The 26,309-nt window shown below is 72.4% G+C and carries 18 protein-coding genes; 8 read left to right on the top strand and 10 right to left on the bottom strand.

Features of this window, described 5'->3' with window-relative positions:
• Window positions 1-64: 64 nt before the first annotated feature.
• From AC07AB_RS26080 to AC07AB_RS26070, 3 genes are all read right to left on the bottom strand, one after another.
• Window positions 65-2,473: a glycosyl hydrolase family 95 catalytic domain-containing protein gene (locus tag AC07AB_RS26080; RefSeq protein WP_478571236.1), complete on the bottom strand. Its 2,409-nt coding sequence runs from the start codon at window positions 2,471-2,473 to the stop codon at window positions 65-67.
• A gap of 179 nt (window positions 2,474-2,652) precedes the next feature.
• Window positions 2,653-3,135, bottom strand: a complete 483-nt coding sequence (locus tag AC07AB_RS26075) for a DUF456 domain-containing protein (protein ID WP_478571234.1) — start codon at window positions 3,133-3,135, stop codon at window positions 2,653-2,655.
• A gap of 287 nt (window positions 3,136-3,422) precedes the next feature.
• Window positions 3,423-4,412, bottom strand: coding sequence for a helix-turn-helix domain-containing protein (locus AC07AB_RS26070; protein WP_478571231.1), 990 nt, complete (start codon window positions 4,410-4,412; stop codon window positions 3,423-3,425).
• Window positions 4,413-4,721: 309 nt separating this feature from the next.
• Between AC07AB_RS26070 and AC07AB_RS26065 the strand changes: the two genes are divergently transcribed.
• The 3 genes from AC07AB_RS26065 to AC07AB_RS26055 all read left to right on the top strand — a co-directional run bounded on the left by AC07AB_RS26065 (window position 4,722) and on the right by AC07AB_RS26055 (window position 11,709).
• Window positions 4,722-8,123 (top strand): S8 family serine peptidase, encoded by a 3,402-nt coding sequence (locus tag AC07AB_RS26065; RefSeq protein ID WP_478571229.1) that lies wholly within the window; start codon window positions 4,722-4,724, stop codon window positions 8,121-8,123.
• A 415-nt stretch (window positions 8,124-8,538) separates the two neighbouring features.
• Complete coding sequence (locus AC07AB_RS26060) at window positions 8,539-9,882, top strand: protein phosphatase 2C domain-containing protein (RefSeq protein WP_478571226.1); 1,344 nt, start codon at window positions 8,539-8,541, stop codon at window positions 9,880-9,882.
• A gap of 84 nt (window positions 9,883-9,966) precedes the next feature.
• Window positions 9,967-11,709, top strand: a complete 1,743-nt coding sequence (locus AC07AB_RS26055; protein WP_478571224.1) for a pyruvate dehydrogenase — start codon at window positions 9,967-9,969, stop codon at window positions 11,707-11,709.
• A 66-nt stretch (window positions 11,710-11,775) separates the two neighbouring features.
• Here the strand turns inward: AC07AB_RS26055 and AC07AB_RS26050 are convergent, their stop codons facing one another.
• Window positions 11,776-14,979, bottom strand: coding sequence for an alpha-mannosidase (locus tag AC07AB_RS26050; RefSeq protein WP_478571222.1), 3,204 nt, complete (start codon window positions 14,977-14,979; stop codon window positions 11,776-11,778).
• 271 nt (window positions 14,980-15,250) lie between these two features.
• Between AC07AB_RS26050 and AC07AB_RS26045 the strand changes: the two genes are divergently transcribed.
• Window positions 15,251-15,670, top strand: a complete 420-nt coding sequence (locus AC07AB_RS26045; protein WP_478571219.1) for an ATP-binding protein — start codon at window positions 15,251-15,253, stop codon at window positions 15,668-15,670.
• Window positions 15,671-15,706: 36 nt separating this feature from the next.
• Here AC07AB_RS26045 and AC07AB_RS26040 read toward each other — a convergent pair whose 3' ends face one another.
• On the bottom strand, window positions 15,707-16,744 hold the full coding sequence (locus AC07AB_RS26040; RefSeq protein ID WP_478571217.1) for a DUF2637 domain-containing protein: 1,038 nt from the start codon (window positions 16,742-16,744) through the stop codon (window positions 15,707-15,709).
• A gap of 198 nt (window positions 16,745-16,942) precedes the next feature.
• Window positions 16,943-17,767, bottom strand: coding sequence for a (2Fe-2S)-binding protein (locus AC07AB_RS26035; protein ID WP_478571215.1), 825 nt, complete (start codon window positions 17,765-17,767; stop codon window positions 16,943-16,945).
• 152 nt (window positions 17,768-17,919) lie between these two features.
• On the opposite strand from AC07AB_RS26035, the gene AC07AB_RS26030 reads away from it, so the two are divergent.
• Window positions 17,920-18,726 (top strand): GntR family transcriptional regulator, encoded by an 807-nt coding sequence (locus AC07AB_RS26030; RefSeq protein WP_478571212.1) that lies wholly within the window; start codon window positions 17,920-17,922, stop codon window positions 18,724-18,726.
• A gap of 297 nt (window positions 18,727-19,023) precedes the next feature.
• Window positions 19,024-19,821 carry a DUF4232 domain-containing protein gene (locus tag AC07AB_RS26025; RefSeq protein WP_478571209.1) on the top strand — a complete coding sequence of 266 codons (798 nt, stop codon included), beginning with the start codon at window positions 19,024-19,026 and terminating at the stop codon, window positions 19,819-19,821.
• Window positions 19,822-19,875: 54 nt separating this feature from the next.
• Here AC07AB_RS26025 and AC07AB_RS26020 read toward each other — a convergent pair whose 3' ends face one another.
• Window positions 19,876-20,580 carry a TetR/AcrR family transcriptional regulator gene (locus AC07AB_RS26020; RefSeq protein ID WP_478571206.1) on the bottom strand — a complete coding sequence of 235 codons (705 nt, stop codon included), beginning with the start codon at window positions 20,578-20,580 and terminating at the stop codon, window positions 19,876-19,878.
• A gap of 323 nt (window positions 20,581-20,903) precedes the next feature.
• On the opposite strand from AC07AB_RS26020, the gene AC07AB_RS26015 reads away from it, so the two are divergent.
• A complete protein-coding gene (locus AC07AB_RS26015) occupies window positions 20,904-21,323 on the top strand; it encodes a GNAT family N-acetyltransferase (protein WP_478571203.1) in 420 nt (139 codons plus the stop codon).
• A gap of 152 nt (window positions 21,324-21,475) precedes the next feature.
• On the opposite strand, the gene AC07AB_RS26010 is transcribed toward AC07AB_RS26015, so the two are convergent.
• The gene (locus AC07AB_RS26010; protein ID WP_478571609.1) at window positions 21,476-22,267 is read right to left on the bottom strand and encodes a hypothetical protein; all 792 of its coding nucleotides are present in this window, start codon (window positions 22,265-22,267) and stop codon (window positions 21,476-21,478) included.
• Window positions 22,268-22,693: 426 nt separating this feature from the next.
• Here AC07AB_RS26010 and AC07AB_RS26005 point away from each other — a divergent pair, with 426 nt between their 5' ends.
• Window positions 22,694-23,749 (top strand): alpha/beta fold hydrolase, encoded by a 1,056-nt coding sequence (locus AC07AB_RS26005; protein WP_478571200.1) that lies wholly within the window; start codon window positions 22,694-22,696, stop codon window positions 23,747-23,749.
• Between the two features lie 122 nt (window positions 23,750-23,871).
• Here the strand turns inward: AC07AB_RS26005 and AC07AB_RS26000 are convergent, their stop codons facing one another.
• Complete coding sequence (locus AC07AB_RS26000; protein ID WP_478571198.1) at window positions 23,872-24,576, bottom strand: glycoside hydrolase family 75 protein; 705 nt, start codon at window positions 24,574-24,576, stop codon at window positions 23,872-23,874.
• 315 nt (window positions 24,577-24,891) lie between these two features.
• The gene (locus tag AC07AB_RS25995; RefSeq protein ID WP_478571196.1) at window positions 24,892-26,268 is read right to left on the bottom strand and encodes an MFS transporter; all 1,377 of its coding nucleotides are present in this window, start codon (window positions 26,266-26,268) and stop codon (window positions 24,892-24,894) included.
• Window positions 26,269-26,309 lie beyond the last annotated feature (41 nt).

Here is a 26,309-nt window from a genome sequence, read left to right as displayed (position 1 = left end):
GGCTCCGGGCGGATCACGGCCATCGGGGATATCCCGGACGCACCCCTTATCCTCGGGGCTTCGCTCAGGCGTCCGGCAGCCCCCAGCGCGGGGCGGGGGCGTTCGCGGGGACCGGGCCGACGGTGAGGTCGGGGCGGTCCCCGCGCGCTGTGATCAGCGCCGTCTCGCCCGCGCGCAGCGCGATGCGGATGGTGCCGCCCGTACGGTCATGCGCACCGTTCCCGGCGGCCCGCTCGTACCGCAGCCGTCGCCCGCGCTCGTCGCGGACCTCCACCGGCCCCTCGATCCCGTGCCGGACCACGCAGGGCGCGCCCGCCTCGCTGTGCAGCCGCACCCACCGGGTCCGGCCCTCCTCGCGGACCGCGCTCAGCAGGAACGCGCCCTGCGTACGGAAGTCCCGCAGCGCCGCCTCGCGCCAGGAGCCGGGCAGCGCGGGGAAGACCCGGACCACCCCGCCCCAGCTCTGGCACACCATGTCGTGCAGGGACTGCGCGGCCGACAGCGGGGTCTCGATGACCGGGCCGGACTCCTTGTACATGGTGTTCGGCTGGATGAAACGGGCCATCAGCTCGTCCAGGTACGTCAACGCGGCGTCGCCGCGCCCCATTTGGGCGGACATCGAGGCGGCCCCGGTGAAGGTATAGCCCTGGAGGGCACCCTCGAAGCCGACCCAGTGGTTCAGCGACTTCTCGATCAGCGCGCGGTGCTCGGGCTGCTCCCACGTCACCTCGTAGAGGGGGTACACCGCGAGCATGTGGGAGTAGTGGCGGTGGGACTTGGCGAACGGCACCCCCGCGCCGATCATGAAGCCGTCGGCGTCGGTCGGGTACGGGGTCAGCTTGGTGAGCACCTCGCGCCAGCGCGGGGCGAGCGGGTCGCGGACGCGCAGCGTCTCGGCCGCGTCCAGCAGGGTCGAGCAGCCCCAGCGCAGCAGCATCAGGTCGTAGTTGCAGTCCGGCGCGTTGACGCCGTACTCGGGGGAGAAGGTGGCGGGCAGGTGCAGCTTGCCGTCCCCGCCGGGCGTGAGGAAGTGCAGATAGTAGGTGACGGCCTTGCGCAGCAAGGGGAAGAGGACATCGCGGAGGATCGATTCGTCCATGGTGTGGCGGTAGCTCAGCCAGACGTTGTGCAGCGCCCAGGTGAGGTTGCCGACCTCGGGCGTGGGCGGGTCCTGGCCGGGCACGCCGACCGCGTAGCCGCCGTTCGCGACGGACGCGCCATTGAGGAGCGTCATGTCGGTGGTACGGGCGATCCCCGCCGAATCCGCCCGGTACGGCTTCGCCAGCTCGTCGCCGAGCCGGTGCCGGAACTCGCCGAGCGCCCGTGTCACGGCGTCGAGTTCGAGGTGGTTGGAGCCGTGGATCAGCCAGTACTCCAGCTGCACATTGAGGTTCCACCAGGTGGCGGGCCAGGGCGTGGGCTCCAGCCAGGGGCCGGACGTCGCCATGACGGGCGCGTCGCGGCGGGCGGCGGAGGCGGCCTTGTACAGCTGGGCCCAGTAGAAGCGCTGGAGCCGGGCGTCGGGGACCGACAGGAAGCTTTTCCGGTAGTACCGGTGCCACCAGGCGCGATGGGAGGGCGCGAGCGCGTCGTACGGCAGCGCCGACGCGCTCCGGACGGTCCGCAGCGCCTTCGCGCGGGCGGTGGTCCGGGGGTGGGACCAGGCGACGGTGGCGTACAGCGTGCGCCCGCCGCCGTGCCCGTGCGCCCGCTCCCGCCACGCGGTGACGTGCTGGCCGCCGGCCAGCAGCGGCTGCACCGCGGCCCGTATGCCGCCGTGGTTCTCGACGGCGGCGGGCGGGTTGCCGGTGTACCCGGCGGGCAGCGGCTTGAAGGCGGCGCGCGGGCTGATCGCCTCGGCGGGGTGGAAGGTCCAGCGGAAGCCGCGCTCGCCCGCGCTCGGGACGGCCTCCACGGTGAGCACGGAGCGGGAGTTGTGCACCATGGCGCGCAGTGTGAGGGTGCCCGCCTCGGTGGTGAGAGTGCCGGTCAGTTCGGCGTCGTGCAGGCCGAGCCGCCAGTCGAGGCCGGTGATCCTCCCGACCGGTTCGAGGGTGAACCAGCCGATGGGCAGCCGGGCGAGGCCGAAGAGGGAGCCGAACTCGGGGCGGTGGTCCTGCACCTCGCTGTGCTGGACGTTGAACCGGATCGCGTTGCGGCCGGGTTCGGCGTAGATGCCGGAGCCGAGCAGCGCGTTGCCGAGGAACGGGCCCTCGTACCAGGTCTTCGGCATCGTCCGCCAGACGAGATCGGCGTCGGACAGCACCTCGCGCCAGGGGTCGCGTCCGTGCCGCTGATCGTCCGCGAGGCCGGTGTCCTCGGGACCGGGGGCGGGACCGGGGGCGGAGGCGGTGGGGAGTGCGTACGCGGGCGGGGCCCCGAGCCCTACGGCGCTCGCCGCGCCCGCGGCGAGGGCTCCGCCGAGCACGGCCCGTCTGGACGTACCGCTGGATGTTCCGTTCGAGGTGTCCATTCCGCCTCCAGGCGCGTGCGATGAGCTCACACTGATTCCTCTGGTTCCTCTGATTCATCCGAGGTTTCCACCGGAGGAACGTAGGAAGTGCGGAAGGAGTCGTCAATAGTTCTGACAGAGATCCGATGAGTGTGGTGTGTGCGGTGTGCGTCGCGAGCGTGTGAGGTGTACGGGCCGGGTCAGCCCCAGAGGACCGCGCCCGCCCACGCGCCCACCGCGAGCAGGCAGGCGAACAGTTCGACCAGCACGCTCGTCCCGATCGCCCGCATCACGCCCCGCGTGGACGCCCACGCCTGGCCGTGGCCGCCGAGGCGCTGCCGCTCCACGCCGTAGATCGCCGCGACGAAGCCCAGCACCGCCCCGATCAGCGGCACCACGAAGAACCCCACGACCCCGGCGGCCCCGGCCAGCCGGAACGTACGCCGGGTGATGCCGGCGCCCCGCAGCGAACGGGCGGGCAGCAGCCACTGCACCGCCTGGTTCAGCAGCAGCACCGCGGTCGCCCCGGCCAGTACGGCCCAGGCCGGCGTGGTCCGCGTGGTCATCGACCACCACAGCACGCCGGCCCAGACGATCGGCGGCCCGGGCACGCCGGGGGTGACCACGCCGAGCAGGCCGAGCAGCATCACCAGCCCGACCAGGAGTAGCTGCGGCGTCTCCATAAGCCAAGGTTGCCGGAAGCCGTGCGGGTCCGCTTCCGGGCGAATATCGACAATCATCGCTTACGGGCGCGAAGGCCCCACACATCATGATTTTCCCGGTCGTCGTCGAAGCGGACGCGAGGCTGCCGACCGCTCGTGCGCGCGGGCGCGTGGCCGTGCGCGCCCGCATCCGGCGTACGGCCGTGCGCCCGCATCCGGCGTACGTCCGCGCGCCTGGGTCCGGCGTACGTCCGCCCTGCGTCCGACGTACGTCCGCGCGCCCGTGTCGTCACCGCGGGCCCGTGTCGTCACCGCCCGCTGCGGGACACCCAGCCGCGCTCGTACGCGTGCCACCCCAGCTGTAGCCGGGTGGTCACCCCCGCCAGGCCCATGAGCCCCTTCACCCGCCGCTGCACCGTCCGCAGTCCGAGATCGAGCTGCTTGGCGACGCTCGCGTCGGTCAGCCCCGCCAGCAGCAGCGAGAGGATCTCCAGATCCGTGCCGTCCGGCCCCTCCGGCGGGTCCTCGCGGATCGAGCCCGCCACGCCCAGGCGCAGCGGCAACGCGTCGCGCCACACCCCCTCGAAGAGCCCCATCAGCGATTCGAGCAGGCCGCTGGCGTGCACGACGAGGGCCGCGGGCTCGGCGGACCGCGAGGTCAGCGGCACCATCGCGAGCGTACGGTCGACGACCACGAGCTTGGTGGGCACTCGGTCCACGACCCGCACCTGTTCGTCGCGGCCCAGGGCGGCGGACAGCTCGGCCAGCCCGTGCGGACCGGAGAGGACCGCCCGCTCCAGCACCGCGCGGTAGCGGACGCCGCGCTTCGCGGCCTGCTCCTCCGCGTCGTTCTCGATCCCCGTCACCGCCTGCGGAACCCCGGTGACCAGGGCGCACACCTCCTCGGCCGCCCCCAGTTGCAGTTGCAGGAACCGGTGCGCCACGGCGCTCGCCCCCGTCACCACCTCCACCAGGTCGTGCACCGCGGGCTCCGCGGCCTCGGCCCGGTACTCCTCGGCGAGCAGCGCCGCCGCCAGCTCCGCCTGATCCAGCTCATGGCGCTGCTGGGTCAGCAGCGCCCCCAGGGCGACGGCGGGCGGCGCCGCGACCCAGCGGCCGGGGCGGGCCGAGGACTGCGCGGCCAGCCCCTGGCGCTCCAGGCGGCGCAGGGTGCGTACGGCCTCCTCCTCCGGCAGCGTCAGCCGGTGTGCGAGGTCGGTCAGCTCGGCGGCGCCGAGCGCCACGAGCGTCCGGTAGGCCGTTTCCTGTGCCTCGTCCAGACCGAGCGCGGTCAGCATGCGATGTGCCCTCCCCATAGGCCGTTCCCGCCGGTTCCGCCACCGGTTCCAGCGCCCCGTGGCGGAAATGAGCCACGGCACAATTCCGCCTCGGACATCATCCCCGCACTCCCCGCCGCTCTGCCAATGTGACGGCACCACAGCACCGGACGGCAGCTCCCGCACCAGCGGAAGCCGCAGCCACGGGCGTTGTCCGCCGTCCCCGAACGCCACGCGCGCCACTCGATGAACCACTCGGCATACGACGTGCGGCACAGCGCCTACGAGACACCGCTTTCGGCACACCACTTGGGGAGATTGAGGAGACCGATGCGTCCGATATCGCGTACGGCCCTGGCGGCGGCGAGCGCCGCGGTCCTGGCCGTCACCGCGTTCGCACCGTCAGCGGCCGGGGCGCCGCACGACGGTGACGCGGGGAAGAGACCGCTGGTCGGCAGCGAGGCGGCGAGAGCGGCGGCGAAGCAGGGCAGCGCCGCGACCGTCACGCTGGTGACCGGCGACCGGGTCCAGGTCGTCACCGACAGCCAGGGGCACAGCACCGCAACGCCCCTGCCGGACCCGCAGGGCCGCCAACCGCTCGTACGGACCCGGCAGTCGGGCAAGGACCTCTACGTCTACCCGGAGTCCGCGTCGGCGGCGCTCGCCGCGAAACGGGTCGACGAGGAGCTGTTCAACGTCACCGGTCTGATCCGGCAGGGCTACGACGACGCCCACACCGGAGATCTGCCGCTCATCGCCACCTACGACCGCTCCGTGAGCGTCGCCCGCGGCGCGCCCGCCGCCCCGCGCGGGGCACGGCGTGGAGTGCTGCTCCCCGCCGTGGACGGCGTCGCGCTCAAGGCCGACAAGAAGCAGGCGGGCCGGGTGTGGCAGGACGTGGCCGACCGCCGCTCCCGCTCGGGCTCCGGGCTGAAGAAGCTGTGGCTGGACCGCAAGGTCGCCACCACCCTCGACCGGTCGACGAAGCAGATCAACGCGGACCAGGCGTGGGCGGCCGGGTACGACGGCAAGGGGGCCAAGGTCGCCGTCCTGGACACCGGCGTGGACGCGGAGCACCCGGACCTCAAGGGCCGCGTCGCCGCCTCCCGCAACTTCACCGACTCGCCCTCCACCGACGACCGGCAGGGGCACGGCACGCACACCGCGTCCACCGTCGGCGGCTCGGGCGCGGCCAGCGGCGGCAAGAAGAAGGGCGTGGCGCCGGGGGCGGACCTGCTCGTCGGCAAGGTGCTCAACGACTCGGGTTCCGGCGCGAGTTCATGGATCATCGCGGGCATGCAGTGGGCCGTCGACCAGAAGGCCGACGTCGTCTCGATGAGTCTCGGCTCCCCGGAGCCCAGCGACTGCACCGACCCCATGAGCGAGGCCGCGAAGCAGCTCGCGCACGGCGACAAGACGCTCTTCGTCGTCGCCGCGGGCAACGCCGGACCGGCCAAGCCGACCGTCACCTCGCCCGGCTGCGTGCCGGACGTCCTCACCGTCGGCGCGGTCGACCGCGACGACACCACCGCGCAGTTCTCCAGCCGCGGCCCGGTGCTCACCACGCACACCCTCAAGCCGGAGGTCGCCGCCCCCGGCGTCGGCATCTCCGCCGCGGCGGCCGGGGGCCGCGGGGTGTACGCGTACCAGTCGATGAGCGGCACCTCGATGGCCACCCCGCACGTGGCGGGCGCCGCCGCCATCGTCCGGCAGGCGCACCCCGACTGGACCGCGCAGCAGGTCAAGGCCGCACTGGTCGGCTCCGCGCAGACCGGGGGCAAGGTCGGCGGCGCGGACGAGACCGGCGGCGGCCGGCTCGACGCGGGTGCGGCGTACCGGCAGAAGGTGCTCGCCGCGCCCGCTGTGCAGGGCGGCAGCTTCAACTGGCCGCAGGACTCCTCGGACCGTACGAGCGTGAGCGTCCCGTACACCAACACCACGGAGTCCGACGTCACGTTGGCGCTGTCGGTGAGCGGCGTGCGCGGCAATGATGGCTCTTCGGTCGCCTCGGGGGTGGCCGGGCTCGGCAAGCGGCAGATCACCGTTCCGGCGGGCGGCACGGTGCGGGTGCCGCTGCGGCTCGACCCCACCGCGCATCTGAAGCGCGCTCAGTACGGCGATATATCCGGGCGAATTCTCGCCAAGAGTAAGGGAGTCAGTGTCTCCGTTCCCTTCTCGCTCTACATCCAGCCGCAGACGGTCACGCTCAGGGTCAAGCTCATCGACCGGGACGGCGTGCCCGCGCGGGGCGCGTCCTCGCTCGACGTCGTCAGCACCGACGCCAGCACGGGGGAGCAGCGCGTCAACGACGGTGCAAAAGAGCAGCTGTTCGCGCTCCGCCCCGGCGACTACCTGCTCAGCAGCTTCGTCACCAGCGGCGAGGGAGCAGTCAACTCCGCTGCTGACTCTGTCAGTTACCTCGCTCATCCGCAGTTCTCCCTTACCAAGGACACCACCGTCGTCCTCGACGCGCGCAAGGCCCACCGGCTCAGCGTGCGCACCGACCGGAAGACGGAGGTGCGGCGCACCGTCCTGTCGTACGGACGCTGGTGGGACGGCACCTGGGTGACGGCCGGGACGCTCAGCGCCCCCGCCGACGTCAAGAAGGTCTACGCCTCCGTGGTCGGCCGGGCCAAGGATGGCGGATACGAGTTCAGCAGCAACTGGCGTGCGTACGGCTCCGACGCCAAGGGTCCTTACGTCTACAACCTCTCGTACCCGGAGCGCGGACCCATCGGCTCCGACCGCTCCTACCGGGCACGGGACAAGAAGCTCGCCGCCGTCACTGCCCGCTGGAACGCGGTCGGCAAGGCGGCCGACTACGCCGACATCGTGTCGCTGCGACCCGCGTGGAACCCTGCCGCCTCCATCGGCATCGGCGTCTTCGACCAGGTCCACGCGCCCAGCACCCGCACCGAGTACTACACGCCGGGCGGCGGCAGCTGGCAGCACCTGGCGCAGACCACCTTCCCGTTCGCCGCGGTCCTCCAGGACCAGGATCGCGTCTACCGGGCCGGCGAGCGGCGCAGCGAGGAGTGGTACCGGGGTGTGCTGCGGCCGGACGCCGCACGTGACGCACAGGGCAAGCCGCTGCTCGTCGCGGAGCGGCAGGGCGGCCGGATGGGAATCCAGCCCGCGTTCTGGAACGACGGCTCGGGTGACCACTGGTCGTACGGCGGATCCTTCGGAGACATCGGCAACCTGACGCTGCGTCGGGACGGCGAGACGATTGGCGAAAGCCCGTACCCCTACGGTGCCTTCGACGTACCGGACGGCGACGCCGCGTACGAACTCCAGCTGAACACCACCAAGTTGCCCAGCTCCGACCGCAACTGGCTGCGCTCCACGGACACCACCACCACATGGAGCTTCCGCTCACACCTCGAACCCGACGTCTACTCGCGAGGGCTGCCGGTCCTCTTCCCCGCCTACGACCTCCCGGTCGACGGCCTCAACACCCTCCCGGCCATCGACGGCCAGCGCATCCGCCTCTCGGCACACGGTCACGCCGGGTACGAGCCGGGCGCGATCACCAAGGCGTCGCTGGCGTACTCGTACGACGACGGCAAGACGTGGACCACCGCCAAGGTGTCTCACACGGGCGGCACTTGGAACGCCGTGGTCGACCACGCCGGCGCGTCCGGGAAGCCGGTCACTCTGAAGACCTCCCTGACGGACGCGAAGGGGAACGCCGTCAGCCAGACGGTGACCCGCGCCTACGACGTGCGGTGAGCACGGGGCGGGGCCCCGGTGCCGCGCACCGGGGCCCCGCCGTCCCACACCCACTCGGGGGGACTTGGCTCGGCCCTGTTCCTGTATGCCCCGGACTGTGGACAATAAGGGCATGAGCCAGCAGGGGGAGCAGCGCGACGGCAACGACGACGACTGGTGGGGCCAGTTGTACGACGAGAATCAGCCCGACACGAACTCCTCCAGAGCGGACCCGTCGGCTGACCCCCCGACCTCGCCACCGGCCGTCCCGCCGGGAGGAGGGGTGTCCTTCTCTTGGTGGCCGTCGTGGGAGACGGTCGGGGCTTCTGCCTCTGGCTCCGGCTCTGACTCCGGCGACGATGACTCGCTCCGGGGCCCGGGGGACGCGGGGCCGTCGAATGGCCCCGAGCCACCGGACTCGTACTGGGCTCCGGACGTGTCGGAGCCATCCCGCCTCCCCGGACCACCGGACTTGCCGGCGGTCCCGTACGCCGCAGAGCCGCCCCACCTCCCCGGCCTACCAAGCACAGCGGCCCATCCGGTCGACGGGCCCTCGGACGGACCCGTAAGCGCCCCCGAAGCCGAAGCCGAAGCCGAAGCCGAAGCCGAAGCCGAAGCCGAAGCCGAAGCCCAAGCCGAAGCCGAAGCCGACACCGACACCGGCACCGGCACCCGAGCCCCGGATATAGCCAGGGGCGAGACCGTAACCGCAGCCGGGGCCGGGCCCGTAGCCGAAGCCGTAGCCGACCTCGGGGCCCCAGCACCCCCTCATCCCTCACCGCCCGGCGGAGCCGGCTTCGTCGGGGATCGGCCGCCCACCTACGAGGCGGAGCCGACCGCGCTGCCCGATGCCGATCCCGCCGATCTCGGCGGGCTCGTACCGGACACGGTGCTGGATGGCGCGCGGTACGGGGCGGTGACCCTGCGGGCCGTGTCCCTGCGCGGGGATTCCGCGCGCTACCGGGGTGAGCCGCGCCGTGACGCGCTGCTCACCGCCCGGTTCGGGACCGGCGACAGCGCGCTCGTACTGGTGGCCGTGGCGAGCGGGGCGCGGGCCGCCGAGGATGCGCACCGCGCCGCCCAGGACGCCTGCGAGTGGATCGGCGGGGCCATCGGGCGGAGTCGGGAGCGCCTGGCGGAGGACATTCGCGACGGTCGCCGCAGTGCGCTGAGCTCCGGGCTGCACCGGCTCACCGACCGTGCGTACGGGCGGCTGCGGAGCCGCGCCCATGAGCTGGGCCGTCACCCGGGCGAGTACTCGGCCACCCTGCGCTGTCTGCTGTTGCCCGCCGACCCGAAGTGCGGCGCGCGGGTCTTCTTCGGTGTCGGCGAGGGCGGCCTCTTCCGGCTCCGCGACGGGACCTGGCAGGACCTGGAGCCCCAGGAATCCCAGGAGCCCCGGAGGAGCGCCGGGCCCGGCGAGGGCGCGGCCGGTGACCGCATCACCGTCGACCTCGGCATCGTCACCTCCGGCCCCGGCCCCGGCCCCGGCCCCGGCCCCGAAACCGACCGTGCCGCCGACCCGGAACCGCCGCCCACCGAGCCGTTCCGCTTCCAGGTCTCCGCCGCCCAGCCCGGCGACGCCCTCCTCCTGTGCAGTCCCGGCCTCGCCGACCCGCTGCGCGGCGAGCCCGCGTTCGCCGAGCGGCTGGCCGCGCGCTGGGCGGGTACGGAGCCGGGCGCGGAACCGCCCGGACTTGCCGCGTTCCTGGCCGACGCGCAGCTGCGGGTGAAGGGGTACGCCGACGACCGCACCGCGTGCGTCGTCTGGGAGGCATAGCGGAGCGATCCGTGGGTTGATGGAGGGTGGCCCCGCGCGACCGGTGCGGGAGCGACCGGCAGCACCCGAAGGGACGAGCGCGCAATGGCGAAGCAGACCGTGGCGGAGCAGACCGTGGACATCCTGGTGAGGGCCGGGGTGCAGCGGCTCTACGGCGTCGTGGGCGACAGCCTCAACCCCATCGTGGACGCCATTCGCCGTAACGCCGCCATCGACTGGATCCAGGTCCGCCACGAGGAAGTGGCGGCCTTCGCGGCGGGCGCCGAGGCCCAGCTCACGGGGAAGCTGGCGGCCTGCGCGGGCTCCTGCGGCCCCGGCAATCTGCACCTCATCAACGGCCTGTACGACGCGCACCGCTCGATGGCCCCGGTCCTCGCCATCGCCTCCCACATCCCGAGCAGCGAGATCGGCACCGGATTCTTCCAGGAGACCCACCCCGACCAGCTGTTCCGCGAGTGCAGTCACTACAGCGAGCTGATCTCCAGCCCGCAGCAGATGCCGCGCGTCCTGCAGACCGGCATCCAGAACGCGATCGGACAGGGCGGCGTCAGCGTCATCTCGCTGCCCGGCGACATCGCCGGGCAGCAGGCCCCGGAGCGGTCCATCGAGCACGCCCTCGTCACCGCGCGCCCCTCGGTACGGCCCGGGGACGCCGAGATCGAGGCGCTCGCCCGGATGGTGGACGACGCCGACCGGGTCACCCTGTTCTGCGGCAGCGGCACGGCGGGCGCGCACGACGAGGTGATGGAGTTCGCGGAGCGGGTGAAGTCCCCGGTGGGGCACGCGCTGCGCGGCAAGGAGTGGATCCAGTACGACAACCCGTACGACGTCGGCATGAGCGGCCTGCTCGGCTACGGCGCCGCGTACGAGGCCACGCACGAGTGCGATCTGCTGATCCTGCTGGGCACCGACTTCCCGTACAACGCCTTCCTCCCCGACGATGTGAAGATCGTCCAGGTCGATGTGCGCCCCGAGCACCTCGGCCGCCGCTCCAAGCTCGACCTCGCCGTGTGGGGCGACGTTCGCGAGACGCTGCGCGGCCTGACGCCGAAGGTGCGGGCCAAGCCCAGCCGCAAGTTCCTCGACAAGATGCTCAAGAAGCACGCCGACGCGCTCGAAGGCGTCGTCAAGGCGTACACCCGCAAGGTCGACAAGCATGTGCCGATCCACCCGGAGTACGTCGCCTCGATCCTGGACGAGGAGGCCGCCGAGGACGCGGTCTTCACCGTCGACACGGGGATGAACAACGTCTGGGCGGCCCGCTACCTCACCCCCAACGGCCGTCGCAGGGTGATCGGTTCGTTCACCCACGGCTCGATGGCCAACGCCCTGCCGCAGGCGATCGGCGCGCAGTTCCTCGACCGCGGCCGGCAGGTCGTCTCGATGTCGGGCGACGGCGGGTTCTCCATGCTGATGGGCGACTTCCTCACGCTCGTCCAGTACGACCTGCCGGTGAAGGTGGTCCTCTTCAACAACTCCGCGCTGGGCATGGTCGAGTTGGAGATGCTGGTCGGCGGGCTCCCCTCGTACGGCACGACCCACCACGAGACCGACTTCGCGGCGATCGCCCGGGCGGCGGGGGCGTACGGCGTGCGGGTCGAGAAGCCCAAGCAGGTGCGGGGCGCACTGCGCGATGCCTTCGCCCACAAGGGCCCGGCGCTCGTGGACATCGTCACCGACCCGAACGCCCTCTCCATCCCGCCGAAGATCAGCGCCGAGATGGTCAGCGGCTTCGCGCTCTCCGCGGGCAAGATCGTGCTGGACGGCGGCGTGGGCCGGATGCTCCAGATGGCGCGCTCCAACCTGCGCAACGTGCCCCGCCCCTGACGTCACGTCATATAGGAACCACCTCTGACGTTACGTGACCACGGCCGCGGGCCGCCTGTCGGTCCGTCACATCCGATCCCGGTACGGCCGCAGACGCAGCGTCAGGATCTGGAACGGCCGCAGCGATACCACCACCCCCTCCGGCCCCGAGTCGGCCGGCCGCAGCGGCCGTTCCAGCAGGTCCGTCACCTCCGCCCCGGCGAGCGGGAATCCGGCGCGGAGCACCCCGTCGGCCCGCCCGCCGCGCGACTCGTACAGCCGCACGACCACGTCGCCGCCGCGGTCCTCCGCCGCCTTCACCGACTCCACGGTGATCGCCGGATCGCTCACGGAGACCAGCGGCGGCCGCGCGGGCGCGGCAGCCGTCCGCAGCGGCAGATTGAGTGCGAGCCCCTCCGCGACCGCGTCGCCCACCGCCGCCCCCGGCAGCAGCGCGTACGCGAAGCGGTGCGTGCCCTGGTCGGTCTCCGGGTCCGGGCTGTGCGGGGCGCGCAGCAGGGTGAGCCGTACGGTCGTGCCGAGCCCGCGCGCGTGCGGGGTCCGCGTCACATCGTGCCCGTACGTCGAGTCGTTGAGCAGCGCGACGCCGTAGCCCTCCTCGGCGACCCGCAGCCAGCGGTGCGCGCAGATCTCGAAACGCGCCGCGTCCCAGCTGGTGTTGGCGTGCGTCGGCCGGTGCACATGCCCGAACTGGATCTCCGCGGCGCTCCGTTCGGCGTGCACATCGAGGGGGAAGGCGGCCTTGAGCACCTTCTCCGATTCGTGCCAGTCGGCGTCCGTGACGATGTCGAGCCGCCTGGCGCCCGCGTCCAGGCGCACCGCCTGCTCGACGCGTGACGCCCCGAAGGCCCGTACGACCGTGACCTCGGCGCGCAGCGGCCCCGCCGCGGTCAGCTCGACGGAGACCGCGTCGGTGAGGTCGGTGTGCTTGCGCCGGTAGTGCCGGTCGATGTCCCAGGCGTCGTACTGGTTGGGGTGGTCGGGGTGCAGTTGCAGCAGATTGCCGCGCTCCCCGGGGGCCAGCACCTCGCGCCCGGCGGTCAGGTCCCGTACGGACGCGACGAGCCCGTCGCGGTCGACGACGACGCGCAGCAGCCCGTTGTCGAGCACGTACGAGCCGCCCTCGGCGGTGGCGCTCACCGCTTCCAGGGCGTCCGCCTCGCCGAGCGGCGCGGACCCGAGCGCCGGAGCGGCGGCGGTCACCGCCACCCGCCCGTCGGGGAGCGGCTGCGTGCGGGCGCCGGACGGCAGCGCACGTGCCGTGTCCCGGTCGAGGCAGACGACCTCGCGCCGCCCGTACGGCGAGGCGTTGAGCACGGCGAGCCCGGTGGCCTCGTCGCGGCTTCCGCTCCCTGAGCTCCCCGGGCCCCCTGAGCCGCCTGAGCTCCCTGAGCTCCCCGAGTCCCCTGACGCGTGCGCGTCCAGTGCCCGTACCGCCGCCGCCGTGATCTCCGTCAGCTCCGCGCGCACCCGCGCGTACGTGTCGCGCGCCTCGCGGTGCACCCAGGCGATGGAGGAGCCGGGGAGGATGTCGTGGAACTGGTGCAGCAGCACCGTCTTCCAGATCCGGTCGAGCGCGTCGTGCGGATAGGCGTACGACGGCACGTCCACGGCCGCCGCCGTCGCCCACAACTCCGCCTCCCGGAGCAGGTGTTCGCTCCGCCGGTTGCCCTGCTTCGTCTTCGCCTGCGTCGTGTACGTGCCGCGGTGGAACTCCAGGTACAGCTCGCCCGACCAGATGGGCGCCTGGGCCCCGTACTCCTCCTCGGCCGCCGCGAAGAAGGCCGCCGGCCGCTCGATCTCGACGCGCGGCGACCCCTCCAGCGACCTCAGCCGGCGGGCCCGCTCCAGCATCTCGCGGGTCGGCCCGCCGCCCCCGTCGCCCCAGCCGAACGGCACGAGCGAGCGCGTGGCGCGGCCCTTCTCGGCGAAATTCCGCTCGGCGTGGGCGAGTTCCGCGCCACTGAACTGAGAGTTGTATGTGTCCACCGAAGGGAAATGCGTGAAAACACGGGTGCCGTCGATGCCCTCCCACCAGAAGGTGTGGTGCGGCATTCGATTCGACTGGTTCCAGGAGAGTTTCTGGGTGAGGAACCAGCGGATTCCGGCCAACTTGGCGAGCTGCGGGAATGCGGCCGTATATCCGAAGGAGTCGGGCAGCCACACCTCTTCCGTTTCCACCCCCAGCTCCTCCAGGAAGAAGCGTTTCCCGTGCACCAGTTGACGGGCCAGCGACTCTCCTCCTGGCATATTCGCGTCGGACTCGACCCACATGGAGCCGACCGGCGCCCAATTTCCCTCCTGCACCGCCCGCCTGATGCGCTCCCAGATATGCGGCTGATTCTCCTTCACCCACGCGTACTGCTGCGCCTGCGAGCACGCGAAGACCAGCTCGGGGTATTCGTCGGCGAGCTCCGTGACATTGGCGAACGTACGGGCCGCCTTGCGCACGGTCTCGCGCAGCGGCCACAGCCAGGCCGAGTCGATGTGCGCGTGCCCCGTCGCCGAGACGCGGTGCGCGCTCGGGTGCGCGGGCCGGGCGAGCACCTCCGCCAGCGCGGCCCGGCCCGCCGCCGCGGTCCCCGCGACATCGTGCAGGTCCAGCGCGTCGAGCAGGTCCTCCAGCGCGCGCAGGATCTCGTGGTGCCGCGACCGGTCGTCGGGCAGCTCCCGCATCAGCTCGACGAGCACGTCGATGTCGAGGAGGAGGTGCCATACGTGCTCGTCGAGCACGGCCAGATCCGCCGAGGCGAAGCGGTACAGCGGAGTATCGCCCGAGGTCAGGACGTCGCCGAGCCGGGTCGGCGCGAAACCGTGGCGCAGCACGGCCGGGTTGGCGGCAGCCTCCAGGAGGAGGTGGACCGGCTCGCCCCCGGCGGCGCGGGCGGCGACGGACACATGCCGGTTGCGGGGGTGAATGCCCTTGATGGGCACGCCGCCGGCGTCATGGACCAGCCCCTCCGCCTGGAAGCCCGGTCCGTCGCCGGAGAACCCGGGGTCGATGACCGCCTCGACCCGCCGCCCCGCCCACGCGCGCGGCACCGCGCCGTCGAGCCGGAACCAGCTCGTCGACCAGGGCCGCCCCCAGGCCGTGCCGGTGGAGAAGGGCTCGTACGTCCCCTTGAGCGCCTCCCGCGCGGGCACCGGCTCGCCGGGCGCGTGCCAGACGCTGAGCGCCAGTGGGGTCCGCTCCGCGTACTGCGCGGGCCGGATGAACTGGCTGAGCGCCCGTTCCAGGCGCCCTTCCACCAGTGGTCGGTCGTTGTGCATCACGGCTCCTAGGCGTCGGTCACCGCATTCATGGTCATAGCATCAATTCCCCCTCGGGGTATGGCGCACCCGTCTTTCGTCCCCATGTCCATGTTGACGGCTCAACAGGAGTCGGACGCGGTGGCGCGGGGCATGCATTCCCGTGAACGTGTTCGATGCCGGGCTGTCGAGGGAGCGGTCGGGGCGGGGAGGAATGAAGAGGCGTATTTCAGGTTGGGCAGGCACGGGGAGCCGACATTGCGGTGACGGTTCCCACCATGTCTCCAAACCCATGGAGGGGGACATCCAGCCGTATCTCAAGAGGCGGCTCCGGCGTGCCGATCTGTCAGCGGTCGCGGACGTCCGCCGGTCGCTGCGGGAAATGCTGCGGGAGTGGGGGGTACCGGGACAGGCCGATATCGCGGAACTGCTGACGAGCGAACTCGTCGCGAACGCACTGGTGCACACCGACGGCGGCGCGGTGGTCACGGCCGCGATCGTCGAGGGCCCGGACGGGTCCCTGAAGGGGCGGCTCCGGGTGGAGGTGCGGGACTTCATGGCGCGGCGCCCGACGCTGCGTGCCGCGGCCCACGCGGACGACACCTCGGGGCGGGGCCTTCAGCTCGTGCACACCCTCGCGGATGCCTGGGGGGTGCGGGCGCACGGCGTGGGGAAGGCCGTGTGGTTCGAACTGAACGGCGGACCGGCCTGATGAGGGGGCGTCCGGTCCGCCGCGGTCCGGCGAGGATCAGCCGAACTGCCGCTCGATCTCCTTGAGTTTCTCTTCGAGGGAGTCGAGCCGGGGGATCGTCTGCGTGTCGTCCTCGGCGGTGAGGTCGATCGGCTCCGGGGCGCTCACGGCCTGGAGGGAGGGGTGTGGGCGCACGGGCAGCTGCTCCGGCTCGGGTATCGCGGGCTCCGAGCCGATCTGCGGCTGCTGCACGGCGGACGGAGCCGCCGGCACCTGCCGGCCGCGGCCCCGGCCCCACACCCGGTGCTGCCGGTTGTACGCCTTGATGCGGGCCCGCTCCAGCTTGCCCGCCTCGCGCCGGCGGAGCCGCTCCCGCTCCTTCTGCCGGCGGTCCTCGCGCACCTCCTCGACGGCCTCGTCGAGCGAGCGCACCCCTTCCAGCAGCATCAGCGACCAGGCGCGGAACGTCTCCCGCGGCGCCCGCAGCCAGCGCACCATGCGGATCTGCGGCAACGGGCGCGGCACCAGGCCCTGTTCGCGCAGCGCGGCCCGGCGCGTCTGCTTGAGCGCCCGGTCGAAGAGCACGGCGGCCGACAGCGACATGCCCGCGAAGAACTGCGGCGCGCCCGCGTGGTCCAGCCCGCGCGGCGCGTGCACCCAGTTGAACCAGGCGGCGGCGCCCGCGAACGTCCACACCAGCAGCCGGGAGCCGAGCGCCGCGTCGCCGTGGCTCGCCTCGCGCACCGCGAGCACCGAGCAGAACATGGCCGCGCCGTCGAGCCCGAACGGCACCAGGTACTCCCAGCCTCCCGAGAGGTTGAGGTTCTGCCGCCCGAAGCCGACCAGGCCGTGGAAGGAGAGCGCGGCGGCGACCGCCGCGCAGCAGAAGAGGAGCACATACGACGCGCTGCCGTACACGGCCTCCTTGCGGCGCCGGCGTTCCTCGCTGCGCTCCCAGGTGTCCCCGGTCCTGGCCCCGTCGTCCGCGGCGCCCTCGCGCCGGCCGCGCAGGAACACCGCCACCGCCACCGCGACCCCGACGAGTGCCACGGCACCCGGCAGCGCCCAGTCCAGCGATATGTCGGTCAGTCTCATCTCGCGTCCCTTGCGTAGCAGTACGGCGTTTCTCGCGCCATCCTGGAGTAATCCGACTGTTCGCCAAGGGGTTTCGGAGCAAGAAGTCGCCAATGGGCTCCAACGGCCTACGAATAGGTGCGTCTTCGCTCGAACTCGCGTGAGGGAAAAACCGTTTGCGTTCTATTCTCACCACTCGATCGGGTGGAATGAACGGACTCACATTACGGAGAGCCGCTCAATGCGCTGCGCATCACCGGTGCGCGGGCAGGTGACGCAGGTGTCCTCCGGCCGTAGCGTGTAGAAAAGACAGCAGCTCGCCCGGTCCCGCGTCGCCAGCGACTCGCCGCCACGGCCGGTGAGTTCACGGAAGGCGGCGTCGCCGACGTACGGGCCGGTGCCGCCCGGCAGCAGCAGTCCGAGCTCGCTCTTGGCCCGCGCTTCCGCGCCGAACAGGTGCCCCAGATACCAGAGCCCTTCGACGATCTCGTCCGTCGCCATGCCCCACAGCGCCCGCCGCCCCCGCCGCATCCGGGGCCGGAACCCCTCCAGTACCGGCTCCAGGTGTTCGGCGACCGCCGACCGTACCGCCGCGCGCAACTCCTCCTCGTCCGCCACGACCCGGGCGCCGGGCAGCGCCGCGGCCGGATCGCCCGGCAGGCAGGCGAAGGAGGCGACCTGGGCGGTCATCCGGCCCGAAGTGCGCTGGAAGGAAACGCCCTCCACCGGGACGCGGGGCACCCGGCGGTCGAGAAACCAGGGGACCGTGAACAGCAGGCAGGCGGGCCAGGCGTAGCGGTGCAGACCGAAGCTCGCCACGACGTCGGGACGGGCCCGCTGCTTGTAGTCGCCGAGGATCTGCGCGGCGTCCCAGGAGAGGAAGGCGTCGAGCGCGGAACCGCCGGCCGCGAGCTCGGCCGCCGAGACCCAGCCGTCCCCTCGCCGCGGAGCCTCTTCGATGACGGTCAGCCCCGGGAAGACCTCGGAGAGCCTGGCGTACGCCGCGGAGACCGGCGAGCGGGGGAGGGCTGCGGCAGTGGACATGCGGGGGCACCACCGAATCACGATCATTGACAGGTAAGCCTTACCTTACCCAACACTTGTGCCGTTCGAACTGGTCCAGTGTTGAACCGCTCTACTGTTTGAACTGTCACAGGGCACGCCTATCGTTCATGAAGGACGACAGGAGGAAGCTGATGGAGCAGGGCCGAACGGAGACCGCGCCGACACGGCTGCGGGCCAGTGTGCCGGCGCAGGCCACACCGACCACTCGCGGAGGGCACCCCTGCGCCGAGACCGCATACGGCCACCCTGCCACCGCGCCGGGCCCCGCGCCCGCCGCCGCGCCGCCCCCGCCGCCCTCGCCGTCCCCTGGGCGGAAGATGCCGCAGCGGCACTCCGTACGCGGCCAGATACTCGACGCCCTGCGCTCGGCCCTCGTCTGCGGCGAACTCATACCCGGCGAGGTCTACTCCGGCCCGGTGCTGGGCGAGCGCTTCGGGGTCTCCGCGACCCCCGTCCGCGAGGCCATGCAGCAGCTCGTCCTGGAAGGCGCCGTCGAAGTCGTCCCCAACCGCGGCTTCCGCGTCGCCCGCCGCACCGCCCGCGACCTCGCCGAACTCGCCGAGATACGGGCCCTGCTCGAAATCCCCGCCATGCTGCGGCTCGCCCGTACGAGCCAGACCGTCGACTGGTCCGCCCTCCGCCCCCTCGCCGAGGCCACCGCCACCGCCGCCGCACGCGGCGACCGCGCCGTCTACGCCGAGGCCGACCGGGCCTTCCACCGCGCTCTCCTCGCCCTCACCGGCAACCACCAGCTCGTCCTCGTCGCCGACGACCTGCACCGCCGCTCGCAGTGGCCCGCCCCGGACAGCCCGGTGACCCGCACCGCGGACCTCGTCGCGGACGCGGCCGAACACCTCGCCCTGCTCGAAGCGCTCGCCGCGCAGGACTCCGCGACCGTCGAGTCGCTGGTGACGGAGCACTTCACGGGAGCTGCCTGACCGGTCGGTCAGCGCCGCTACGAGCGGTCACCGGCGCGACCGGGTGCTCCCCGCCGGTACGGGTGCTTCCCGCCGGTCCGTACGGTCCCTGTCGGTACGAGCGGTCAGCGCCGGGTCTGCGCCGAGCCTGCGCCTGACCTGCGCCCTGACCTGCGCCGGGCCCTATGGGAGCGCTGCCTTCGAGTGCGCCGCCGCGGGACGTTAGTGATCCGTTAGTGGATCATCAGAGGCTCCGAGCAGAGTTCTCCTCGCGGACGAGATAGGCCCGCACGCCACCGCAATACCAAGGGGAACCCCATGTCGCACCGCACCGCGCTCCGCCGAGGCAGCAAGGCCGCCGCCGCTGCCGCCCTGGTCGCCGCCTCGGCCCTCGCGCTCACCGCCTGTGACGGGGGCAAGTCCGACTCGGCGGGGGACGCGCCCTCCTCCTCCTCCTCCGCCTCGGCCGGCTCCCACGCCTCGGCGGACTCCTCGGAGGCGGCGTCGGTCACCAGGGACGCCCCGTCGAGCGACAAGAGTTCCGGCAGCGGGTCCGGATCCAGCAGCGGGCCCGGCTCCAGTAGCGGTGCGGGCAGCGGTTCCGGCAGCGGTTCCGGTGCCGCTTCGTCCGCCGCTCATGCTCAGCACAGCGCGGCGGCTCATAGCGGGTCGTCGGGCAGTACTTCCACCGGCCGCTGCACCACCGCGCAGATGAAGGCCGGCTGGGGCGCCAACGGCGTGAAGCCGGACATGAAGAGCGACTTTCAGCAGACCGCCGCCGTGTGGCTGAAGAACACCGGCAGCGGCAAGTGCACCATGAGCGGATTCCCCGGCCTCCGGCTCAAGCCCGCCAGCGGCAGCGCCATCGACCTGCCGCGCTCGGCCACGAAGCCGGTCCCCGTCACCTTGAAGCCGGGCGAGGACACGTCCTTCACCATCCGGCTGCTCCCCACGACCAGCTCGGAGGACCGCACGATCAAGCCGAGCACGGTGCTGGTCACCCCGCCGAACGAGAAGCAGCATTTCGAGCTCAAGTGGCCGTACGGCGGCGCCATCCTGGACCAGTCGGACGCCACCTACCCGGGGACGTTCGTCAACCCCGTCAACGCGAGCTGATCCAGCTCGACCGAGGGGCACTCGGCGCCGCACGGTCGGCGCCGGGCGCCGCGGCTACGGTCGGCGGTCTCGTTCCACCGACCGCAAACCCTCGATGAGCAGCCGCAGCCCGAATTCGAAATGTGCGGTGAAGTCACCTTCGGTGAGGGTGGGAAGACCCGCGGTCAGGTGCGGGAAGCGCCCCGCTGCCACGGCGTCGCGCAGGCGTTCGGGGTTCGCGGACGCGTCGCTTTCAGCGCTCCCCGTCTCCAGCGTGGCCTGCTCCTCCAGTGTGTGGCCGACGACGAAGCCGGTCACCGTCAGGAGGGTGCGCGCCGCGTCCTCGTCACTGAATCCCGCCTCGCGCAGCACACCCGTGACGGCCTCGGCGAAGCCCAGCGTGTTCGCGCCGGTCGAGTGGGTTCCGGCGTAGACGCGGGCGCCGTCGCGCCGGGCGAGCAGGGCCGTGCGCATGGACCTGGCCAGGCCCGCCAGCTCCTCGCTCCAGCCGCCCGCCGCCCCGCCCGCGCCCCCCGACGTGGAGGTCTCCGCCGCCGGGACCCCGGCCAGCATCCGCTCCGCCATCGCGGTCAGCAGCTCCTGCTTGGTGGCGAAGTAGCGGTACAGCGCCCCGGCCTGTACGCCCTCGGCATCGGCCAGCCGTCGCATGGTCAGCGCGTCGAGGCCGGACTCGTCCAGCAGCCTCAGCGCCGTCTCGACGGTGCGCGACGGGTCGAGCCGGGCGGGGCGGCCTCTGGGCGCGCTTGGCGGAGAACTCATGGGGCCCACTATAGTGAACGCCGTTCATGTGGACGGTGTGCGCTGAACGGGACACGGGCGATCTCGCCGGAGGCGCGGACCATCTGCCAGTGAACCTCACGTGTCACCGCGGTCACCGGTCGCCGTCGCGGAGCGCTGAAAGCACGCAGCGAAGTGCTCGTACGCCCCGACGGCCACGTCGCCCGGGCCGCCCACACCGCCCCGACCGGGGAGCCCGGCACACCGAACGCGGTGCCGCGCCGACCGAATGGGCCGCCGCCCCCGGCAAGGCCGGCGGCTAATCAGCCGCGAGTTCGAGCGGCCTGTATGGCAGGGTCCTCGGGATGAGCGACGACTACGAGTTTTCGAGCGACCCGGCCCGCCTCGACGCGGCCCTCGTCCATCACTGGCTCTCGACCGACGCGCACTGGGCGCTCGGCCGTTCGCGGGACAAGCAGGACCGGGCGATCGCCGGTTCGCTGAACTTCGGTGTCTACGACCGGGTGTCCGGCGCCCAGGTCGGCTACGCGCGGGTGGTCACCGACCACGCGACCTTCGCCTGGCTCTGCGATGTCTACATCGACCGCGCGGCGCGCGGGAAGGGGCTCGGCACGGCCCTGGTCGAGGCGGCGCGCGACGAGTTGGAGCCGTACGGGCTGCGGCGCATGCTGCTCTCCACGCCGGACGCCCACGGGGTCTACGCGAAGATCGGCTTCCAGGGGCTGACGGAGCCGGACCAGTGGATGATGTACGTCTATAGGTGACACCCAGTCAGGCGCCCGGCCGGACACCCATTCAGACGCTTAGTCAGTCGGCGGACGGCGCCGGCCCCGTCGCGGTGCGCGGCGGGGCCGGTGCGTCGCGCGCCGTGTGAGTGCCTCACTCCGTCGCCGCCGCGTCGGACGTCGCGCACGGCTCACTCCGGCGGCGCCGCGTCCTCCAGTCTCTTCGCGAGCCACGACGGCACGCCACCGAGCAGATGCACCAGCCGGCGGGCTTCTTCCCGCAGCCGCGCCGCCTGGCCGGGGTCGGGTTCGACCTCCGCGAGGGACGCCAGTGCCGGGGCGATGCCGATCAGGTAGCCCAACTCCTCGCGTATGCGCAGGGATTCGGTGAAGCCGTGCCGGGCCTCGGCGAGTCTGCCGTCCTGTTCCGCCATCGCCGCCACATGCCGCCAGGTGGAGGAGAGCAGCAGCCGGTGGCCGTGGGCCGTGGCGCCCGCGTGGGCGCGTTGGAAGGCGGCCGACGCGCTCGCCGGGTTCTGGGACAGGTGCTGGGCGATCAGGCCGCGCCGGAAGTCGAGCAGCGGGCGGGTCGGTGACCCGGGTCCGAGCAGGGCCGCCGCGCGGCCCAGTGCGGAACGGGCCTCGTCGGCACGGTCCCGCACCGCGAACAGCGTGGAGGCGTAGGCGAGGCAGCCGCGCTCGCACGCCGCCGCCCCGCGCTCCTCGTCGTCGCCGGCCAGCGCCTCCGCCGAGCGCAGCGCGTCGGCCGCCGCCTCCCAGCCGTCCGACGTGAACATGCACTGTTCGATCAGCACCCGGGCGCGCCGCAGCGCGAGCCGTGGCTCCGTCTCGGCGCGTGGCGCGAGGAGCGCGGCCGCGTCGTCCCAGCAGGCGCGCGAGCGCAGTCTCCATACCGCCCGTTCGAGCGGATCACCCCCCGGGGGGTGTGATCCTTCTGGCTCCGACAACCCAGAATCCCGCATGGCGGTATCCGCCACAGTGCCCTCCCCAAGCGCGCCGTCGAGCTGGAAGCCTGTCCGCATCTCAGCACGGGGACATGGGTGCGGCCAAGGGGCTGGTGTGAAGCAATTCACAAACAGCTCGGCCGCTCACGGCCGCCGGCCTCGCTCACGCGGCAGCCGAAGTCCGGTGAGCCCGACGAGGATTGCCGCATCGTCATGTCCCGCGACTCCCCGCGGTGGAGGAAGGTTACCGAAGGGTTCGCAGGTCACCGGCCGGAGGCGGGCGACGGGACGGTAGCCCGTACGCCGTCGGTTCATTTGCCGCATCGGCAATTTCCCTGGCACCGGGGCCCGCGCTCCCGCACGATCGTGAAGAAGGGCGCGGCGGCCGGATCGCGGCGCCCGCCACACGGACACGACGACTGAACAGCGCCTCCAGGAGGAACCATGCAGCAGCCCGCCCCCTCGCCCCTTTCGCCCGCCGCGGCGGCGCTGGACGTACGGCACCGGCTGGTGGAGGTGCCCGGAGGCCGGATCCATCTCGTGGAGCAGGGCAGCGGCCCCCTGGTCCTCCTGGTCCACGGGTTCCCCGAGTCCTGGTACTCCTGGCGTCACCAGCTCCCGGCGCTGGCCGCCGCGGGCTATCGCGCCGTCGCCATCGACGTGCGCGGCTACGGACGCTCGTCGAAGCCCTCCGACGTGGCCGCGTACCGGATGCCGGCCCATGTCGCCGACAATGTCGCGGTCGTGCGCGCCCTCGGTGAGGAGAGCGCGGTCATCGTGGGCCACGACTGGGGCTCGACCATCGCCGCCAACACGGCGCTGCTCCGCCCCGACGTCTTCACGGCCGTGGGTCTGCTCAGCGTGGCGTACGCGCCCCGCGGCGGCTTCCGGCCCACCGATGCCTTCGCGATGATCGGCGGGGGCGAGGAGTTCTACGTCAGCTACTTCCAGCGGCCCGGGCGGGCCGAGGTGGAGATCGAGGCCGATGTCCGCGGGTGGCTGGCGGGGTTCTACGCCGGGCTGTCGGCCGACACGATGCCGAAGGATGGCGCGGGCGGCCTCTTCTTCGTCCCCGAGGGCGCGCGGCTCTCGGACCGCTTCCCCCGGGACGTCCTGCCCTCCTGGCTCACCGAGGCCGATCTCGACTTCTACGCGGGCGAGTTCGAGCGGACCGGAGTGACCGGGGCGCTCAACCGGTACCGCAACGTCGACCAGGACTGGGTGGACCTCGCCGCCTGGGACGGGGCGCCGATCGTGCAGCCCTCGCTCTTCCTCGGCGGCGAACTCGACTCCTCCACCACCTGGATGGCCGACGCGATCAAGGCGTACCCGCAGACGCTGCCCGGCCTGGTCACCTCCCGGATCCTCGACGGCTGCGGCCACTGGATCCAGCAGGAGCGCCCCGAGGAGGTCAACGGGCTGCTGACGGAGTGGCTGCGGGGGCTGCCCGGGGACGTGCTGCCCGGCGCTGCCGCCCAGGCGTCCCCTGACGGCGTGTGACCTGACTGCCCATCGGTTTCAGCTGTTCGTGCCCGCTCCCGCCCGTACGTCGGGAGCGTATGGGCGGGGCCGCCACCTGAGTTTCGGCGCTCAGGCGGCGGCCGACTGCCGTACGGACGGCGTCAGTTGGCCGCCACGAACTTCTTCGCCAGCGCGTCGCCGCGCTGCACGGCGTCGCTGTGGCTCTCGATCGGGTTGGCCTGCGAGTTCTTGAAGAGGATGTAGGTGACCCCGGACTCCGTGCCCCCGGTCTCCGGGTCGGGGTCGATGCCGAGCCCCTTGGCGGCGGCGTATGAAGCCTCGCCGATGATCTTGTCGGGGCCAGTGTCGCCGACGACGGCGTACTCGACCTGGTTGTTGTAGATCACGGCCACCACGCCGCCGCCCTTGATGCCCGACTTGGTGTAGTCCCAGATGCCGCTGACGCTCGGCACGACGACGTACGGCAGCTTCTCGGCGTTGAGGGGCTTGTCGCCGGACGTGTGGTAGTAGGTGTCGTCCTGGAACCACGGGTCGGTCTGCTTGTTGCACTTGGAGGTGACCTGGCCGTCACAGTCGACGTCCAGGTCCGCCTTCCAGAAGACGGCGCCGGTCTTCTCGCAGACCGGGACGGTGGCGGAAGTCTCCTCGTCCGTCCGGTACTTGCCCTTGGATATCTGTTTGCAGCCGTCGACCTTGGCCAGCAGGGCCGCGGCGCTGACCGAACCCTCCTGGAGCCGGGGAGCGGTCGGGCCGGACGGTGAGTTGTGGGCCTGTGCGGCGGCGGGGATGACGGCGAGAGCGGTGGCCGCGGCGGCGATGCCTACGGCGAGGGAGCGTTTACGCATGGGGGATCCCTTTGTTAGGAAACCTTCCTTACCGTGCGGCGTCAATGTCTCCGTTTGGGCATGACCGCGTCAACCCTTGCGGCACGGAGAGTTCCGGGACGTCGGGGTGCCGCGGCCGCCGCTGCACCCGTTCGCGTACGACAAGGGGCTGGGTACGGCCGACTGCCGCCCCGTTGAGGGGCATGTGCTCCACCACCGGCCCGGCGCGGCCTGGGAGTGGTCCTTCGGTGCCTTCGCGCCGGGGGGCGGGCGGTGGCGCTCGGAGGGGTGCGGCGCCGTACGTACCCGGGCGGCCGGGTCAGGGGCCGGAGCCGCTCACTTCGCCCCGGCGGGCACGGGGTGCGCGCCGCCGGAGGGCAGTGATGTCCCGCCGGAGCCGGAGCCGGAGTCGGAGCCGCTGCCGGCACCGGAGCCGGAGCCCGAACCGCTGTCGGCACCGGCACCGGCACCGGCAGCGGTGGCGCGGTGGTGGCGCCGTACCGCCTCGGCGAGGAAGGCCGCGCTCAGCAGGGTGAGGACCGTGGCGCCCGCGAACACCGCCGGGTAGCCCAGGGACTTCGGGCCGGCGAGCGGTACCAACTGCGCGATCGCCAAGTGCGAGAGCAGGAACGGGATCGCCGTGAAGCACGCCACCTGGGTGGCCGGCCGGCCCTGCCGGGTGAGGGTGAAGGCGAGCAGCGTCGACAGCGCGGAGAAGGTCGCGTACGAGACCCGGGAGACCAGCACCGAGAACAGGGTCAGCGGGGCCGCGTGCAGGGCGGCGGCGACGATCAGCAGGGCGCAGGAGAGCGCCTCTCCGCAGGCCACGGCGAGGACCAGCCGAGGCCGCGGGAACCGCCGCACGGGAATCCACAGCAGCGCGCCCACGAAGGACATGGCCAGGCCCGCGGTGCCCATGAAGGCGCCGATGGTCCGGGGGGAGAGGTGCTGGTCCACCATGAGGACCGAGGTCAGCTTGTGCGCCAGGCCGACGCCCAGCCAGTTCAGCGTCAGCCCGGCGACGGCCAGCAGGCCGACCAGGCGGACGCCGGGAGCGGCGGCCGTACGGTCCCGCGCGCGGTCCGGGTCGGCCGCGGCCCCCTCGGTCTCCGTCCGCTCCCGCAGCAGCAGTACCGGCACCGCCGTCACCACGCCGATGGCCAGGATCAGCAGCACCGCCGTCCGGTAGCCGAGCGTGAGGGCGACGCCGCCGCCGATCGCGGTGCCCAGCAGGATGCCCATCGACTCCGCGGCGGAGAGCCTGCTGCGGTGCCGGGCCGGTGCCACCCGCATCACCAGGGCGTCCCCGGCGGCCCGTTCCCATCCGCTGAACAGCCCCACGGCCACCCCGCAGACGGCCAGCGCCGGCCAGGAGCGGGTGAAGAGCAGGGTGCTCAGCGAGACCAGTACCAGCAGCCGGAAGACGAGCAGTTGGAGGCGGTAGGTGAACCGCCGCTCCGCGAGGCGGTCCAGCACCGGGGCGACCACGAACCGGGTGGACCACAGCACCATGACGTACCCGAAGAGGGCGACCTGGTGCAGCGAGCCGCCGCCCGCCCGCACCAGGACGGGGAGCGCCGAGGCCACGTAATCGATGCTGACCAGATGGCCCAGGTAGAGCAGGGCCATCGCCCAGCTGGCCCGCGACGGCGGGCCGGTGGTCGCGGTCGGCGCGTCCGGCCGGAGCCGGAAGGCCGCGGAGAACTTCGCCATGCGGGCTCCGTAAGCGTCGTGCTGCGCAATTGCATTCTGTA

Source organism: Streptomyces sp. NPDC044033 (assembly GCF_056434425.1).
The sequence above is the reverse complement of the archived record's forward strand: the minus strand, read 5'-3'. Positions and strand labels throughout refer to the sequence as shown.

What these genes read in the sequence shown, in the direction of transcription:
- AC07AB_RS26080 (WP_478571236.1), bottom strand. Translation starts at nt 2,473, where the DNA reads ATGGACACCTCGAACGGAACATCCAGCGGTACGTCCAGACGGGCCGTG.
- AC07AB_RS26075 (WP_478571234.1), bottom strand. Translation starts at nt 3,135, where the DNA reads ATGGAGACGCCGCAGCTACTCCTGGTCGGGCTGGTGATGCTGCTCGGC.
- AC07AB_RS26070 (WP_478571231.1), bottom strand. Translation starts at nt 4,412, where the DNA reads ATGCTGACCGCGCTCGGTCTGGACGAGGCACAGGAAACGGCCTACCGG.
- AC07AB_RS26065 (WP_478571229.1), top strand. Translation starts at nt 4,722, where the DNA reads ATGCGTCCGATATCGCGTACGGCCCTGGCGGCGGCGAGCGCCGCGGTC.
- AC07AB_RS26055 (WP_478571224.1), top strand. Translation starts at nt 9,967, where the DNA reads ATGGCGAAGCAGACCGTGGCGGAGCAGACCGTGGACATCCTGGTGAGG.
- AC07AB_RS26050 (WP_478571222.1), bottom strand. Translation starts at nt 14,979, where the DNA reads ATGCACAACGACCGACCACTGGTGGAAGGGCGCCTGGAACGGGCGCTC.
- AC07AB_RS26045 (WP_478571219.1), top strand. Translation starts at nt 15,251, where the DNA reads ATGGAGGGGGACATCCAGCCGTATCTCAAGAGGCGGCTCCGGCGTGCC.
- AC07AB_RS26040 (WP_478571217.1), bottom strand. Translation starts at nt 16,744, where the DNA reads ATGAGACTGACCGACATATCGCTGGACTGGGCGCTGCCGGGTGCCGTG.
- AC07AB_RS26035 (WP_478571215.1), bottom strand. Translation starts at nt 17,767, where the DNA reads ATGTCCACTGCCGCAGCCCTCCCCCGCTCGCCGGTCTCCGCGGCGTAC.
- AC07AB_RS26030 (WP_478571212.1), top strand. Translation starts at nt 17,920, where the DNA reads ATGGAGCAGGGCCGAACGGAGACCGCGCCGACACGGCTGCGGGCCAGT.
- AC07AB_RS26025 (WP_478571209.1), top strand. Translation starts at nt 19,024, where the DNA reads ATGTCGCACCGCACCGCGCTCCGCCGAGGCAGCAAGGCCGCCGCCGCT.
- AC07AB_RS26020 (WP_478571206.1), bottom strand. Translation starts at nt 20,580, where the DNA reads ATGAGTTCTCCGCCAAGCGCGCCCAGAGGCCGCCCCGCCCGGCTCGAC.
- AC07AB_RS26015 (WP_478571203.1), top strand. Translation starts at nt 20,904, where the DNA reads ATGAGCGACGACTACGAGTTTTCGAGCGACCCGGCCCGCCTCGACGCG.
- AC07AB_RS26010 (WP_478571609.1), bottom strand. Translation starts at nt 22,267, where the DNA reads ATGCGGGATTCTGGGTTGTCGGAGCCAGAAGGATCACACCCCCCGGGG.
- AC07AB_RS26005 (WP_478571200.1), top strand. Translation starts at nt 22,694, where the DNA reads ATGCAGCAGCCCGCCCCCTCGCCCCTTTCGCCCGCCGCGGCGGCGCTG.
- AC07AB_RS26000 (WP_478571198.1), bottom strand. Translation starts at nt 24,576, where the DNA reads ATGCGTAAACGCTCCCTCGCCGTAGGCATCGCCGCCGCGGCCACCGCT.
- AC07AB_RS25995 (WP_478571196.1), bottom strand. Translation starts at nt 26,268, where the DNA reads ATGGCGAAGTTCTCCGCGGCCTTCCGGCTCCGGCCGGACGCGCCGACC.